Genomic DNA, 13,550 nt, shown 5'->3' with positions numbered 1-13,550 from the left:
ATTGATCAGCCGATGATGCTCATCTCGCTCAATTTAAACTCTTCGACAGCCCCATCGGTTGCTTCCATGTAGGCGGCCAAGTGGGGGGCACCCATGTGAGTTTGCCACAACTCGCGGCTTTCCCAGTTTTCGTAGAACAGGAAGTGCGCAGGGTTTTCGTTGTCCTGGTGCAGATCGTAGTTGATGCAGCCTTCCTCAGACCGAGTGATGTCGATGAGCTTGAGAAGCTCAGCCTTCACAAGGTCGATCTTGTCGGGGTTGGCTTTGATGTTGGCGACTATGGTCAGTTTAGCCATTGGAATCATCCTTTAATTGATCTCTGTTTTGGGAATTTACGAAGCCGCTCATTCGGGATAAACAAGTATTATCCGAAAATATAATCCGGAAAATACGGCTAATGCTTCTCGATAATCTTCGCGTGTTCATGATCATTGCTGAGAAAGGCAGCCTCGTTGCAGCAGCCCGTGAAACTGGCATGTCCACAACCACCGTCTCGGAACGCTTGGCGGCGCTGGAAGCACACTATGGCGTGGTGTTGTTTAACCGCACGACTCGTTCCATCAGTTTGACCGAGGAAGGTCGGACACTTGTGGACGGAGCCAAATCCGTTCTGAGTGAAGTTGCTGACCTCGACACACGCATTCGTCACGGGGCCGAAACACTCTCCGGGCTGATCCGCATCTCAGCACCCATTGATCTGGGGCGTTCGATCATATCGCAAGCCATATCGACATTCATGGAAGAGAACCCAGCAGTCACAATCGAATTGTCTTTGTCGGACGGATATGTCGATCTGGTCGGTCAGGGATTTGATATGGCAGTGCGCTTCGGCAATGTGGTCGACTCCACTCTGAGGGCGCGAAGCCTCGGGACCTTTCAGCGTCTCGTTTGTGCTGCGCCAGCGTATCTTGAAAAGCACGGCACCCCACGATCACCTAACGAACTTACAGATCACAATTGCCTTGTGATGCGCTTTGGAGAAACATTGGACAACGTATGGGAGTTTGGCAAAGGGCCAAAGCGACACCGCGTAACGGTTCGTGGAAGTCGGGTCGTGAATGACGGCTGGCTTATCCGGTCCTGGGCTCTGTCAGGAAACGGTATCGTCCTGAAGTCAGAGTTTGACGTGGCGGAGGACATTCGCTCTGGAGCTTTGGTGTCATTGCTCACTGAGTACTTGCCACCCCCGAACCCATTACAGGTGATGTTCCCGCCAGGCAGAGCACAACCCCGACGCGTTACGGCATTTGCCGAGCATCTTCGCATCATTGTTCCTGACTCGAGATATGGAAATAGACCATTCAGACACATCGATTTGTGAAAGTCATGGGTGTCACTCGACCCATTCCCGCCCCTTAGATCACTTGTAGATGCACCGGTCGCTGAGCTTTATTAATTGCAAAGTAATGTGCGAAATAGGGTGATTCAAAAGAGTGATTGCGATCTTTCCTCCCAGAAGGTCAGTTAGCCATCCGCCAAAATGGCGTGGGATACTGAGATATTGGCCCAAGGTGGGAAAGAGAAGCCGGTTACACTTGACGGAGCCCTTGCACGGGTCGTGGAGCATATGATCTGCAGTGGTCAGTTCAAGCTAGGACGGCACTGATGGCTTCCATCCCCAAAACCTATCAGATGAGTGGCCAGGGGATGTCCATTCCATCAGAACCCAAAACCATCCGTGTAACACTGCCTCGCTGACTCTCATTGGGGGATCTGCGGCACGGCATGTGCAGAGAAGCCACATTTCTCAAATTCTCCGGCCATCGCAATTGTGCAGTTGCAGCAATGAGGATAGAAGATAGCGCTAACAATCCAATGTCTGATTGAAGCCTTTTTTAGGATAACACCATGACAATGCTCACTGTCGACGAAGAAAGAATCCGCGAAACCGCCTATCAGTTTTGGCTTGACGAAGGTCAGCCAGAGGGACGTGATCGGGAGCACTGGCTCAAAGCCGTTGATGCGTTGATGCCGACGCCGAAAGAGGCCGGGTCGACCCGCAAAGCGCCCACGAAAACGCGCGCAGCAAAAAGCAAAGCTCCATCAAAGACAGGAGCGGCGCCCAAGGCAAAAACAAAGACTGCTCCCAAGAAGCCGCGTGCTCCCAAAGCGGCAAAAACCGCAAAGGTTTGAATCTAATCCGATCTGCGGTCGCGATGGGCAACCTAACCTAACTCCCAAATGCCAAGGCGCGGCAAGTGAGAAACAGGCGGCAAACCGACTGTTGCGCCGCCTGATAAAGCGTCTTGGTTTCATTCCCAAGCGGATCATCACGGACAAACTGCACTCCTCGACCGCCTCACACATCACTGCGAAATTGTAGAAGCCGGCAACGAAAGCTGGCGCGTCAAAATCCGGGCATAACGCGAAGCCGCAACCATACAGGCTCGCCGCAGCTGCGTTACATGAGGACTACGCAGCGCCGGGCCTGCGCCGCTCCAGAGGGGCCAATCTTGGACACCGACGGGGCGTCAGCATTCAAAGTCGATTGACAAAACACCAGTTGGATCAAATCCCGCCAAGGCGCAACATCCCGACCAAAGTTTGCGACAGATCCTGCACTCATCCTGAGTGGTAATGCCATGCGATCACACAAGACGGGTCGGATTGATTGATACGACTTGTTTACTGCCGCTCACGAGTTCCAATTCCTGCCTACTTAGCTTAATGCTTATGCATCTCAGGCAACTCCGACATGTCATAGACTTTGATGTTTGAGCCTGCGGCTATACAGACGGTCTCCCAGATGTAACAGTTGGATGACGCTACATAACCGTATTGCGAGGACCAAATGAGTTTCTTCAATTCCATTTTTGACCTGGTCAATAATCTGACCTGGGGTTGGGCACTGGTTCCCATTCTCGTAATCTTTGGTGTGTTTTTTACCACCGCAAGTGGCTTTGTGCAGTTGCGGTTCTTCCGTCGGATGTTTGGTGTCCTCAAAGGCGACGAGCATTCTGACCCGACGAAGATTAGCGCCCGAGAGGCCCTTTTTGTTTCTGTCGGCGGGCGTGTAGGTGGCGGTAACATCGCCGGCGTGGCGGTTGCTATTACGGCAGGTGGTCCAGGTGCCGTCTTTTGGATGTGGATGATTGCGCTGGTTGGCATGTGTACGGCACTAATCGAAGCAACTCTCGCACAAGCTTTCAAAAGGACCACACCAAGCGGAGACTACCGCGGCGGTCCTGCACGCACCATTATCCACGGTCTTGGCGAGAGTTACCGCTGGCTCGCCGTGATCTACGCAGTCTGTCTGATTGCTTCATTTGCAATTGGATTCAATGCTTTCCAAGGCAACACGGTGGCCGGTGCGGCCCTCGACAGCCTGAACGTACCGCGCGTCTATACGGGTGCCTTCTTATCGATCATCACCGCGTTCATCATCTTTGGCGGCATTCACCGGATCGCTAAGGCCGCTGATGTAGTGATTCCTGTCATGGCATTCGGATACATCGGCATGGCCCTGCTGATTATCGTGATCAACATCACCAGCATTCCAGCTGTGCTTTGGGACATAGTCGCCAATGCGCTCGGTTTCCGCGAAGCGGTGGCTGGCGGAATGGGCGCCGCAATTGCCCAAGGTCTCCGTCGAGGTCTCTTCTCGAACGAAGCTGGCCTTGGATCAGCCCCGAACGTGGCAGCAACCGCCTATGTTAAGCATCCTGTCAGTCAAGGCATCACACAGTCATTCTCGGTGTTTATCGACACCATCATCATTTGCTCTTGTACAGCATTCGTGATCCTTTTGGCGGATGTCTACCAACCCGGAGCGGAGGGCGTGGATGGCGTCGCACTAACACAGCAGTCCATGGTGAGCCACGTTGGAGGATGGGCACAGTACTTTCTGACTTTTGCTATCCTGCTATTTGCCTTTTCATCCATCATGTACAATTACTACTTGGGTGAAAACGCGATGACGTTCCTTTCAGAGAATCCCATGGCCATTTTGGTGCTCAGGATTGCAATCATCGGTATCGTGTTTCTTGGTGCGGTTGCGCCGGGAGCAACGGCTGTTTTCTCCTTCTCCGACCCAATGATGGGTATTCTCGCTGTAGTAAACCTCCTTGCTCTGATGATGCTGTTCCCGGTAGCTTTGCGGCTTATCAGTGACTTTCAGGATCAAGTGGCGAGCGGCGTCGCCAAACCTGTTTTCGATCCCGCTAATTTCGAGGATCTGGACACTGATCCGACAGCATGGCCAGACGCGCCATCAGCGACCGAAGATCGAGCTGTCAATTAAGGGAATACACCCGAAAATGTTCCCACACAGGTTGAACAAACAACATGATGCTGCGCCTTGTGCAGTCCCAACGGTCGCTTTGAGGGAAAGACGCCTTAGGGCTATGCGCGGGTTTTGGGAAATCAACCAATGGCCCGAAAGTTGGCGGAGAGAGGAGCCGAAACAGCGTTAACCGAAGTAGAGGCGTTGCTCGCTGAAGGTGCTGAAGGAGGTCGACCAAGCCGCAGTCTTGATCCAGAAGAGCTACCGGATGCCTACCCGAATAACATCGGTATGATCCTGCATTTTCCGGGTAAGCTTGAACATAACTCAGAGGCTGATCTTCAACCTCCTACTTCACAACGCCATTCCATGCAACACGGCCCCCAATTTCAATTCTCTGCTCGGTAGAGAATTGTGCCCCTCTGATTGATGAGACGCACTTCGCCAGTGGAAGGATGGAAGTAAGCTTCTACACGCTTGCCATCTGGCATGTTCCCATAAACCTCCCAGCATCCGCCATCCTGCTTCATCCGGTTCACCGTCCAACCTTCCGCGGTGATCTTTTCGGTCAGTTGCTCTTCCGTAAGCCAATCCTCGGCTGCGACGTTTTCGCATTGATACATGCCAGTTGCTTGGGCCATTGTCGGCAATGCAATCGAAATCACCAATATCCACGTTTTCATTTATTGTCCTTTCCTCAGGCGGTGCGAGTGCGTTTGCGGTTGAGATTTTTCCAGATCCTGAATGCTTCGAGTCCCGCCAAAGGCACGAAGTGTACAAGAGCAGGTCCAAGGTTGTTGTGGACGAATATCCAATGCATCAGCGTTGCGACTGCCGCCACATAGACCCAGCGTTGAAGCGACTTCCAAGCCGGGCCCAATGTACGGACAGACCAGTCATTCGAAGTCATAGCAAGCGGCACAAAAACGAAGAATGCGAGCCAACCGGTCCAAATTCCCAGTGCCAGTGCTTCTCCGAGGGCCGCCTGCAAGCTGCCCATGTCAAACAGATAGAGAACAGTATGAAACGCCGCATAGGCAAAGGCCCCTACACCAAAATATCGGCGTCGCTTCATCATCCAATTCCAGAGCCCAGAGGCCGGAAAGAGCATGCGCATCGGAGTGAGCATCATTGTGATGATCAGGAACCGGGCGGAGAATTCACCCGTCGGATGTAATAGCATCTCAGTAACAGGCTCACCTTCACTCCCAGGTTTACAGGATACCAAGACAAGAACCATCGGAATCGACGGCAGCGCAATGAGACCCCACACAAGACAACGAGAGTTTAGTATCTGCCTAAGCACTGAGAGCCTCATGGTTTGAGCGAACGCATTCTTCGTTGAACGCGTCAGCGGCAACGTTCCGTCGAAAATTCGCGCGGCTATGGTTTTCTATGCAGAATGAAGAGACTGATGATCAACTCAGTTTGAAGAAGAACCCAAGCCTGTCACAAAACCATAAGATGCTTCGACCAAGTCGAAGACGACGTCCAATTCCGCCGTGTTCATTGGCGTAAAGATCATTACGAAACCGTCCCAGCCCGGTCGTTGGTCTGCCCAAGGATGGCTGACAGCCCAGCCTGTTTCAGTTGCCATCTCGGCGAGCGCTGGCGACAGCGACGCATGTAGGCTGCCGTCAGGATGTATGTGGGCAAACTCGCGACCGCCTACAATGACCTCCGGTCGTGCCAGCGCCTGATCTTCGCTGATCCAGAAACCCAAGGCTCCGGACAGGGATACAACCGTCGGCTTGATCTGAACGCCCGGCAAACCAGCAACTCTTTTCAGGAGCGCTTCTGAAATTCCCGGCACCGGCTCTACCCCGATCTGAATATGCGGCACACCATCCGTTGTCCTTGGAATGGGTGTCTCACGCATTGGCAGGGTTGTAAGGTCAGCAAGTGCGTGGGACGCCCCAAACGCGCATACAAGGGAAGCTATACAAAGCAGGCGATCTACCTTCATGTTTCAATCTCCCTTTGGCAGGCGTTAGCCATGATAAGCTTGGCTGACTGCGAAACTGTCTTCAAACCAATGCCACAAAACCACCTGACCGTCGCGAACCTTGGCGCGCATTGCGAACGTAAATTCGCCGATATCCTTGCCGGACTTCGTTGTTTTCCCGTTCATCTTACCGAAGACTGCAACCGTGTCGCCAGACGCGAAAGCATCGGTATTCTCCCACATCGTGGTTTCAAAGTTGGACGAGAATACACCGAGAAACTCAAAAATTGCCTCTTTGCCCTCGGCGCCACCCACCCAGGGTAGTGTGGTGTCGCCTTCATTGTGCCAGACCATGTCGTCAGCCATAAGATTGGTCATGCTTTCCATGTCGCCGCTACCCATAGCGCCCATAAACGCCATGACTGTCTCAAGACTTGCCTTCGTGTCTTCATTTCCATCAGCCGCCGTCACCTGAGTACCCAGGGCAGCCGCCAAAGCCGAAAGACCTAAGGCCTTCAGCGCAGTTCTTCGTTCCATTTTCGGTTTCCTTTCATAGCCTCCAACCCGGCATTTTTCAGAAGCCAAGCTGTCTGGATTGTCGGACTAGCGACCGGCGAGTTGTTGCAGCGCACCCGCCCAGTCTTCGACGTGGTAAGAGCGGACGATCTTGCCGTCGTCCAGTTCGTGGATATCGATGGTCATGATGTCGAAGCTCCGGCCCTCACCGTCGACACCGAACATCGGTCCAACGGGTGTTCCGATGGCTCGGCTGCGGACGGTGACGAAATCACCGGCCTAGTACATGGCTTGCACCGACCATTCGAGGTCCGGAATGAGCTTTCCGAAACCACCAATCTGGCCAAGAAAAGCGTCGCTCGATTTGCTCGAGCCCGAATAGTCGCCGATGCTTTCCCAATCGTCAGAGATTGAAGCTTCAAAGGCCGCCACGTGATCTTGCGACGCTGGGTTGCTCAACAGGTCGTAGAAGTTTTGCACGGTCGCGGTGTCGTCCGCCCATGTTCCGCCTGCAACTGAAACAAACGCAAATGAAAGCGCCAGGTTTTTGATCGTCATGTGATGCTCCAGATCAATGATGAGGGGTGGGTTCACTCATGGCACTCGGCGATGTTTCCGCCGGGTGGTTCCATTCCAATTCCGGGTGTTCGAGGAAGGCGAAACGTTCGAGATGGCTGGTTACGACCTGAACCACCCGATCCAGATCCGCCTGAGATGTCGCACTGATCACCAAGCGCAGACCCGATACGTCCTGTTTGAGATCACACCGACCAAATGGGAATGTCACCCAACCGGTATCCGCGTCGCACCATGCTTCGACCTTGCGACCGAAGTGGTGACACAGCGCTGACAGATATCGCCCGCCTCGTTGGGTTGAAAATGTTGAGTGCAGTTGCATCGGTTGGCTCCGTAAGGCTTGCACCCAAAGTATTTCCGCTGCATTGTTTTGAGAATTGACTGGTTGCCGATAAAATAATTCCGAAAAACAGAACAGTGATTGATCATCTCAGACATATGGCGATTTTCGCGCGCGTGGTCGACGAAGGATCGTTTCGTGGCGCCGCGAAGAGCATTGGCCTGGCACCGTCACGGATCAGCGAAACGGTGACAGACCTAGAGAACTTTCTCGGCGTCACCTTGCTCTATCGGACAACCCGAAAGATCGCACTGACCAATGAAGGGCGCGTGTTCTATGGCCGTGCGGTGGAAATGATCCGCAGTGCTGAAACCGGGTTGAACGAGTTGAACACGTTGTCAGTGGAACCTGTCGGAGCGCTACGGGTTTCCGTGCCTGCTTTTATGTCGTCGTCAGCACTTTTGACGGCAATGGGTAAGTTCGCAAGAACGCATCCGCATGTAGCGTTGACGCTGTCATTTACCGATCGCCCCGTAGATCTCATCGATGACGGATTTGACCTGAATATCCGAGTAGGATGGCTCGACGACAGCTCGATGATGTCTCGAAAACTTGGTGAAATCGGGCGCGCACTTGTCTCTGGCGCCGGATACGCAGCGTCTCGGCCAAAACCAAAGCACCCCGATGAGTTGGAGGACTGGGACTGGATCAGCTATGCCCAGCGATCTGATACCATTGAGTTTGTTTCGTCGAACGAAAAGATCGCGAGGGTGGCTGGCAAATCCCAGATTCAGGTCGATAACGTAGATGCATTGCACCACCTTACACAGCAGAACCTTGGTATTACCGTGTTGCCTCACTATCTGGCGGAACGCGGCCTTAAATTGGGGAACTTCGTAGAGCTTCTGCCCGATTGGAAACTCCGACCACTCGGAATTTACGCGGTGTGGCCAGATCAATCGCGGCGCGAGAACCTGACTGTGCACTTTGTACGGTTTCTGGCGGCGACATATCAAAGTTGATCTGGTTGTAAGGCCGAGAGAGCCAAGGTTCGCAGATAAACAAGAGGATTAAGGCATTGGTGCAAACCTGTCTACAGTTTGACCTTGGATCGACCTTATCAATGTAGATTTCGCGGACTCGACAACTCGAGTGAATGGGTAGAGTATTGTATCAAAATGACTTTCTTGATCCGATGTTCAACTTCGGCGCTATCCAAAAAATTTGCGGCAGTAATTTATTGAAACCCTTTTTCAAGCCAATCCGACCATTGTTAATTGGTCAGAATCCCGCCCAGTCATTATACATCGTCCAACTTCGAGGCATTGATTGCCAGTTTGAGGAGTAGGTCCGAAAAAGCTTTGCGATCATCAGCACTGAGCGCTGCCAAGACTTTGTCTTGCCTTGTCTTGAGGTATTGCGCGGCCTCGTCTTGTAGGGCTCGTCCGGCGGGTGTGATCATGAGTAGGGCCTGCCGTCCGTCCGCAGCATCGGGTGAACGTTCTATGTACCCTTCCGCCACCATCCGGTGAACGGCCCGGGATACTGTATTACGAGGCCTGCGTGATATGTCTGCGATGTCTTGCGCCTTCATTTCATCGAAATGCGACAGACAGGCGAGTAGAACGAACTCAGCGCGAATGATTCCAAAGTCTCGCTTGATCGCATCGTAGGCAGGCCCGGCGATTGATCCGGCCAAATAAGTGATCCGGTAAGCTTCAGGGAAGCCAATCGTCTCAAAAAGCGAGATAAAATCCTCGTCTGGTTTGCTCCGCTTTTCTTGCATCTCGCGTTCGTTCCCTTTCTCGACATCTCCGGGCTTGCCAGAATTGTTGGTTCGGTGCAAGTTGTTCCAATTGGAACAAAATAGAATAATTTGGAATCTGACCCGGCGGGAGCGACAACATGTCTGATGCACCTAGTCGGCTGACCATTCCCGACCTCGCGGCCAAGAAAGCTGCAGGTGAACGCCTGGTTATGGTGGCCGTTGGTGAGGTGCTGACTGCCACTTGGGCGGAGCGCGCCGGTGTGGACATTGTAGGAGTTGGCGACAGTCTGGGTATGACACTTCACGGGCATGAAAATACTCTCGCGATAACGGTCGACCAGATGATAATGCATACGCAAGCCGTACGTCGGGGCGCGCCGAACACCATGAATATAGTGTCGATGTCTTACGGGTCTTACGCGACGCCAGACGTTGCAGTGAAAAACGCCGTTCGGATGATGAAAGAAAGCGGGGCCGATGCACTCAAGCTGCAAATGGGTCGTGAAGGAGCGCATATCATAAGCGCTGTCGCGGAAGCGGGCGTCCCGGTGATGAGCCATGTAGGACTTTTGCCGCACAAAGTACATTTGTTTGGCGGTTTCAAAATGCAGGGGCGGACGGCAGAGGCCGCGATGGAGATTCTAGAAGACGCACGCGCTATTGAAGCGGCAGGAGCCATTGGTCTTGAGATTGAGGCAATGCCCTATGAAGTCGGGAAGGCCGTAGACGAAGCGGTGTCAATCTTCACGTTTTCAATCGGAGCAGGATCGGCTGGCACCTGTCAGTTATTGAATGGCTACGATCTGCTTGGCGCGTTTGACACATTCAAACCAAAATTCGCAAAACGGTATGCAAACCTGGCTGAGATCGCCACTGCGGCCTTCGCTGATTACGCCGAAGACGTTCGGTCCGGAAATTTTCCTGACGCCGATCACAGTTACCAGATGAAACCCGAAGAAATCGAGCGCTTTGCAGCGCTACGCGCCATAGGAGGATGACATGGACGGAAACGAACCAATCACCCGGAACGGTCAGCGTATCCCCAATGGGATGCTTCAGGAAAACTATCCCCGTAACATGTGGTGGGTCGCTGCACATAGTCGCGAGGTGACGAGCAAACCGCTAGCGCGGTGGATTCTAGAGACACCGGTTGTTCTCTACAGGCTTGAAGACGGTAAGCCCGCCGCTCTGTATGACCGTTGCCCCCACCGGTGGGCCCCTTTGTCCGAAGGCCACGTCGATGGTGACAAGATCGTCTGCCCCTACCACGGCATGGAGTTTAATTCGGAGGGGCTTTGCACCAAAGCACCGACCCAGCATATGAAGCCCAAACGGGCTGAGATACCCTCGTTTGCTGTACGCGAAGCAGGTGCTTTCATATGGATATGGATGGGCGAGCAGGATAGCATCGACTGCGACCCGCCCGAGGTGGATTATCAGGTCGATCCGAATTGGTCGTTCCTTGACGGTTACTATGAAGTCGCGGCCAACTGGGTGCTGATACGCGAGAATGTGATGGATCTGACGCATATTGCGTTCCTGCACAAGAACACGTTCAAGCAGAATGACTGGGTTACCCCACCGGATCATTACATGGAAGGCGACACTGTCTGCTACGAGCAGGACTTTGACCTTGCCCCGCTCTCACCGCTTTTCTGTGCTGGTATGGGCTTGCCCGAGGACAAGCCAATCAAGCGCACGCAGAAGGGGCGGATGCCGTCGTTGGCTATCTCTTTTTCGGACTGGGTTGTGCATGATCCAACGCCAGAACCCGACGCACGCGCTGAATTCGTTATGCGGGGCTGCCATATTGTGATTCCCTCGGTCCGAGGAAAAACACATTACTTTTGGGGTGCGGCCTTTGATGTGCCGTCAATAACCGATGACGTGGCCGAAAAAACCAAGGCCAGCATCGTTGTCGCTTTCGACGAGGACAAACATCTGCTGGAAATCATGCAAAAGCAGATCAGCAAGGATCCGCGCGGGCTCGATTTTCTTGAAGTCACATTGGGCGCTGACGGCGCTGGCATCTTTGTCCGCCAGATTTTGAACAAGAAACTCAAGGCCGAAGGTCGACCTCTCTGACACGTCAAATGTTGTCTTAGGAGTAATGTAATCATGCTCAACACAGTAGCCACCAAAACAACATCGCAGATGCCGCTGACTGTGCGTGAGCAGCGCTCGGCTTTCTGGACCAGTAGCGATGCCCATAATCCCAACGGCTACATGGTTTATAATCACACGTTGATCCCCTCCACCTTTGGCGATGCGGAGCAACAGTACTACCACTTGAAATCGGCTGTGCAGCTTTGGGATGTAGGTTGCGAACGGCAGATTGAGCTGATCGGTGCGGACGCCGCGAAACTCATTCAGATGTCGACACCACGTGACATCAGCCAGATGACACATGATAGATGTTTCTATATTCCCACTGTCGATGGGAAAGGTCATATGACCAACGATCCAGTTCTGCTGCGTCTGGGCGAGGACCGGTTTTGGGTCTCAATTTCCAACAGCGATCTCTTGCTCTACTACAAGGGCATTGCTGCTGCATGGAATCTCAATGTAGAGGTTTTCGAGCCAGAGGTCTCGCCATTGGCAATTCAAGGTCCGAAGGCTGACGAATTGGCCGCGCGTGTTTGGGGTGGCAAAATCCGCGATCTTAGGTTCTTCCGCCACATGCGCGTGGACGTGAACGGCACGCAAATGATCCTCGCTCGATCAGGTTTTTCCACACAAGGTGGCTTTGAACTTTACTTCGAAGGCGCTGAGGGCGGTGATGTGGTCTGGAACCGGCTTATGGAAGCTGGGCGCGATCTGGACGTGCGGGCAGGTGCGCCGCACCAATCCGAGCGTATCGAGTCCGGAATGCTGTCTTTCCTGGCAGATATCACCTTCGATATGACGCCATTCGAGGCTGGTCTGGGAAGTCTGTGTGAAACAGAGCGCGACATTGGTTGCCTTGGATGGGCGGCCTTGCGCGAAAAGCGAGAGCCGGATCGTCAGCTGCGCCCCATCGAAATCGCCGGTGATCCGCTGCCGCCTCAGGGCGCGTTCTGGGATGTGATCGCTGATGGCCGTCCTGTCGGACGGATCTCGTCTTCATGCCGCGCATATAGTTTCGACTGCAACGCGGCAATCGGTTTGATTGACCGAAGTCATTGGAAACCGGGCACTGCTCTCGAGATACTTACATCCGATGGTTTGCGCGAAGCAACGGTCAAAGAGAAGTTTTGGGGGAGGTTTTGATGGCCGCACGTATTGCCCGTCCGCGTCGGAGTTTCATTTTTACGCCGGGTCTGCGCCCAGACATGTTCCCGAAGGCGCTGGCAAGCGGTGCTGATATCGTCTGTATCGAGTTGGAGGACGGGATAGCGCCGAAAGACAAAGCTGAAGCGCGAAAAAACGCACTGGCTTTGTTCGAAACCCCGCAAGCCGACGACGGTGTCGAGCGTGTTGTTCGGATCAATTCCATGCGCGAACGGTGCGGAATCGAGGATGTGAACGCGATCCTATCTACCAATACTCCGCCACCGGCCATTATGATGCCAAAAGTCAGGACCCCTGACGAGGTCGTTATTCTGGACCAGCTTTTGAGCGAAGCGGGCCACACAACACGGCTGCACGTCATCATCGAAACAAATGAAGGGCTAGAGGCGGTGTTTGAGATTGCCCGAAGTTCAGATCGGATCGATGCGATGTTTTTTGGGGGCGTTGATATGGCGGCCGAGCTAAGATGCCAAAACGACTTCCAGTCCTTGATTTATGCTCGATCTCGCCTGGTTCACGCTTCTGCAGCTGCCGGCCTCGACGTGATCGACGTTCCGTTTCTTGACCTAGACGATCCGGATGGAATGCGAAAGGAGGCTGAACTGGTGCGAGAACTGGGCTTTGCAGGAAAAGGATCCGTGCATCCCAAACAAATTGCGCAGCTGAATGAGGTCTTCACGCCGACGGATGCACAGATCTCCACTGCGCGCCGAGTTATCTCCGACTTTGAGAAAGCCGATACTGGCCTTGTCGTAATTGACGGCAAACTGATTGAGAAACCGGTACTGCGTGAAATGCGCCGCATAGTTGCAATAGCTGATCGTGTGGAAACGTAGTGTAAACATATTACTTCGGGGGGCTGGGTCAGTTGGAAACTATGGCCGGTGGCGTCGTAGCGATTGGCCTGTAGGCTGGACTACTGTCGCAATGGCTGCTCGAGGCGAGTCTAGATGCCGCGCTTATAGAAACCCGT

Annotated in this window: 16 protein-coding genes and 3 pseudogenes; 10 read left to right on the top strand and 9 right to left on the bottom strand. The window is 53.4% G+C overall.

Going from position 1 to position 13,550, the window contains the following annotated elements:
• Positions 1 to 5: 5 nt before the first annotated feature.
• Positions 6 to 296 carry a putative quinol monooxygenase gene (locus Q5Y75_RS21610; protein WP_306201478.1) on the bottom strand — a complete coding sequence of 97 codons (291 nt, stop codon included), beginning with the start codon at positions 294 to 296 and terminating at the stop codon, positions 6 to 8.
• Between the two features lie 101 nt (positions 297 to 397).
• Here Q5Y75_RS21610 and Q5Y75_RS21605 point away from each other — a divergent pair, with 101 nt between their 5' ends.
• The 5 genes and pseudogenes from Q5Y75_RS21605 (at position 398) to Q5Y75_RS21590 (ending at position 4,240) form a co-directional block, all read left to right on the top strand.
• The gene (locus Q5Y75_RS21605) at positions 398 to 1,321 is read left to right on the top strand and encodes a LysR family transcriptional regulator (RefSeq protein ID WP_306201475.1); all 924 of its coding nucleotides are present in this window, start codon (positions 398 to 400) and stop codon (positions 1,319 to 1,321) included.
• A gap of 527 nt (positions 1,322 to 1,848) precedes the next feature.
• Positions 1,849 to 2,133 carry a DUF2934 domain-containing protein gene (locus tag Q5Y75_RS21600; protein WP_306201473.1) on the top strand — a complete coding sequence of 95 codons (285 nt, stop codon included), beginning with the start codon at positions 1,849 to 1,851 and terminating at the stop codon, positions 2,131 to 2,133.
• A gap of 67 nt (positions 2,134 to 2,200) precedes the next feature.
• A pseudogene (locus Q5Y75_RS28660) lies at positions 2,201 to 2,302 on the top strand (IS6 family transposase); the annotation flags it as partial.
• Positions 2,281 to 2,364 (top strand): annotated as a pseudogene (locus tag Q5Y75_RS21595) (ATP-binding protein); the annotation flags it as partial. The pseudogenes Q5Y75_RS28660 and Q5Y75_RS21595, both read left to right, overlap by 22 nt.
• Positions 2,365 to 2,791: 427 nt before the next feature.
• Positions 2,792 to 4,240: an alanine/glycine:cation symporter family protein gene (locus Q5Y75_RS21590; RefSeq protein ID WP_306201471.1), complete on the top strand. Its 1,449-nt coding sequence runs from the start codon at positions 2,792 to 2,794 to the stop codon at positions 4,238 to 4,240.
• Positions 4,241 to 4,611: 371 nt separating this feature from the next.
• Here the strand turns inward: Q5Y75_RS21590 and Q5Y75_RS21585 are convergent, their stop codons facing one another.
• The 7 genes and pseudogenes from Q5Y75_RS21585 to Q5Y75_RS21555 form a co-directional block, all read right to left on the bottom strand.
• Entirely contained in the window at positions 4,612 to 4,905 is a 294-nt protein-coding gene (locus Q5Y75_RS21585; protein WP_306201469.1) for a PepSY domain-containing protein, read from the bottom strand.
• Positions 4,906 to 4,919: 14 nt separating this feature from the next.
• Positions 4,920 to 5,405, bottom strand: a complete 486-nt coding sequence (locus Q5Y75_RS21580; RefSeq protein WP_306201467.1) for a protein-methionine-sulfoxide reductase heme-binding subunit MsrQ — start codon at positions 5,403 to 5,405, stop codon at positions 4,920 to 4,922.
• A 240-nt stretch (positions 5,406 to 5,645) separates the two neighbouring features.
• A complete protein-coding gene (locus Q5Y75_RS21575) occupies positions 5,646 to 6,188 on the bottom strand; it encodes a luciferase domain-containing protein (RefSeq protein ID WP_306201465.1) in 543 nt (180 codons plus the stop codon).
• A 24-nt stretch (positions 6,189 to 6,212) separates the two neighbouring features.
• On the bottom strand, positions 6,213 to 6,704 hold the full coding sequence (locus Q5Y75_RS21570; protein ID WP_306201463.1) for a nuclear transport factor 2 family protein: 492 nt from the start codon (positions 6,702 to 6,704) through the stop codon (positions 6,213 to 6,215).
• Positions 6,705 to 6,770: 66 nt separating this feature from the next.
• A pseudogene (locus Q5Y75_RS21565) lies at positions 6,771 to 6,947 on the bottom strand (ester cyclase); the annotation flags it as partial.
• Positions 6,948 to 6,962: 15 nt separating this feature from the next.
• Positions 6,963 to 7,241 (bottom strand): hypothetical protein, encoded by a 279-nt coding sequence (locus tag Q5Y75_RS21560; RefSeq protein WP_306201461.1) that lies wholly within the window; start codon positions 7,239 to 7,241, stop codon positions 6,963 to 6,965.
• 13 nt (positions 7,242 to 7,254) lie between these two features.
• Positions 7,255 to 7,581 (bottom strand): DUF2218 domain-containing protein, encoded by a 327-nt coding sequence (locus Q5Y75_RS21555; RefSeq protein WP_306201459.1) that lies wholly within the window; start codon positions 7,579 to 7,581, stop codon positions 7,255 to 7,257.
• A 95-nt stretch (positions 7,582 to 7,676) separates the two neighbouring features.
• Between Q5Y75_RS21555 and Q5Y75_RS21550 the strand changes: the two genes are divergently transcribed.
• Positions 7,677 to 8,561, top strand: coding sequence for a LysR family transcriptional regulator (locus Q5Y75_RS21550; protein WP_306201457.1), 885 nt, complete (start codon positions 7,677 to 7,679; stop codon positions 8,559 to 8,561).
• Positions 8,562 to 8,839: 278 nt separating this feature from the next.
• Here the strand turns inward: Q5Y75_RS21550 and Q5Y75_RS21545 are convergent, their stop codons facing one another.
• Positions 8,840 to 9,325 (bottom strand): MarR family winged helix-turn-helix transcriptional regulator, encoded by a 486-nt coding sequence (locus Q5Y75_RS21545; protein WP_306201455.1) that lies wholly within the window; start codon positions 9,323 to 9,325, stop codon positions 8,840 to 8,842.
• Positions 9,326 to 9,444: 119 nt separating this feature from the next.
• Between Q5Y75_RS21545 and panB the strand changes: the two genes are divergently transcribed.
• From panB to Q5Y75_RS21525, 4 genes are read left to right on the top strand one after another with little or no spacing between them, the layout of a single operon-like run.
• Positions 9,445 to 10,305 (top strand): 3-methyl-2-oxobutanoate hydroxymethyltransferase, encoded by an 861-nt coding sequence (panB, locus tag Q5Y75_RS21540; RefSeq protein WP_306201453.1) that lies wholly within the window; start codon positions 9,445 to 9,447, stop codon positions 10,303 to 10,305.
• 1 nt (position 10,306) lies between these two features.
• A complete protein-coding gene (locus tag Q5Y75_RS21535) occupies positions 10,307 to 11,392 on the top strand; it encodes a Rieske 2Fe-2S domain-containing protein (protein ID WP_306201452.1) in 1,086 nt (361 codons plus the stop codon).
• A gap of 33 nt (positions 11,393 to 11,425) precedes the next feature.
• Positions 11,426 to 12,556 (top strand): dimethylsulfoniopropionate demethylase, encoded by a 1,131-nt coding sequence (locus Q5Y75_RS21530; protein ID WP_306201450.1) that lies wholly within the window; start codon positions 11,426 to 11,428, stop codon positions 12,554 to 12,556.
• On the top strand, positions 12,556 to 13,413 hold the full coding sequence (locus Q5Y75_RS21525) for an HpcH/HpaI aldolase/citrate lyase family protein (RefSeq protein WP_306201448.1): 858 nt from the start codon (positions 12,556 to 12,558) through the stop codon (positions 13,411 to 13,413). Before Q5Y75_RS21530 ends, Q5Y75_RS21525 begins: the two co-directional genes overlap by 1 nt.
• Positions 13,414 to 13,550: the final 137 nt, after the last annotated feature.

Origin of the sequence: Ruegeria discodermiae (assembly GCF_030758345.1) — a bacterium.
Taxonomy (GTDB): Bacteria; Pseudomonadota; Alphaproteobacteria; order Rhodobacterales; family Rhodobacteraceae; genus Ruegeria_C.
Note: the sequence above shows the minus strand (reverse complement) of the source record. Positions and strands in the feature narration are given on the sequence as shown.

What these genes read in the sequence shown, in the direction of transcription:
- Q5Y75_RS21525 (WP_306201448.1), top strand. Translation starts at nt 12,556, where the DNA reads ATGGCCGCACGTATTGCCCGTCCGCGTCGGAGTTTCATTTTTACGCCG.
- Q5Y75_RS21575 (WP_306201465.1), bottom strand. Translation starts at nt 6,188, where the DNA reads ATGAAGGTAGATCGCCTGCTTTGTATAGCTTCCCTTGTATGCGCGTTT.
- Q5Y75_RS21610 (WP_306201478.1), bottom strand. Translation starts at nt 296, where the DNA reads ATGGCTAAACTGACCATAGTCGCCAACATCAAAGCCAACCCCGACAAG.
- Q5Y75_RS21600 (WP_306201473.1), top strand. Translation starts at nt 1,849, where the DNA reads ATGACAATGCTCACTGTCGACGAAGAAAGAATCCGCGAAACCGCCTAT.
- panB (WP_306201453.1), top strand. Translation starts at nt 9,445, where the DNA reads ATGTCTGATGCACCTAGTCGGCTGACCATTCCCGACCTCGCGGCCAAG.
- Q5Y75_RS21555 (WP_306201459.1), bottom strand. Translation starts at nt 7,581, where the DNA reads ATGCAACTGCACTCAACATTTTCAACCCAACGAGGCGGGCGATATCTG.
- Q5Y75_RS21580 (WP_306201467.1), bottom strand. Translation starts at nt 5,405, where the DNA reads ATGCTATTACATCCGACGGGTGAATTCTCCGCCCGGTTCCTGATCATC.
- Q5Y75_RS21570 (WP_306201463.1), bottom strand. Translation starts at nt 6,704, where the DNA reads ATGGAACGAAGAACTGCGCTGAAGGCCTTAGGTCTTTCGGCTTTGGCG.
- Q5Y75_RS21530 (WP_306201450.1), top strand. Translation starts at nt 11,426, where the DNA reads ATGCTCAACACAGTAGCCACCAAAACAACATCGCAGATGCCGCTGACT.
- Q5Y75_RS21585 (WP_306201469.1), bottom strand. Translation starts at nt 4,905, where the DNA reads ATGAAAACGTGGATATTGGTGATTTCGATTGCATTGCCGACAATGGCC.
- Q5Y75_RS21560 (WP_306201461.1), bottom strand. Translation starts at nt 7,241, where the DNA reads ATGACGATCAAAAACCTGGCGCTTTCATTTGCGTTTGTTTCAGTTGCA.
- Q5Y75_RS21535 (WP_306201452.1), top strand. Translation starts at nt 10,307, where the DNA reads ATGGACGGAAACGAACCAATCACCCGGAACGGTCAGCGTATCCCCAAT.
- Q5Y75_RS21590 (WP_306201471.1), top strand. Translation starts at nt 2,792, where the DNA reads ATGAGTTTCTTCAATTCCATTTTTGACCTGGTCAATAATCTGACCTGG.
- Q5Y75_RS21605 (WP_306201475.1), top strand. Translation starts at nt 398, where the DNA reads ATGCTTCTCGATAATCTTCGCGTGTTCATGATCATTGCTGAGAAAGGC.
- Q5Y75_RS21545 (WP_306201455.1), bottom strand. Translation starts at nt 9,325, where the DNA reads ATGCAAGAAAAGCGGAGCAAACCAGACGAGGATTTTATCTCGCTTTTT.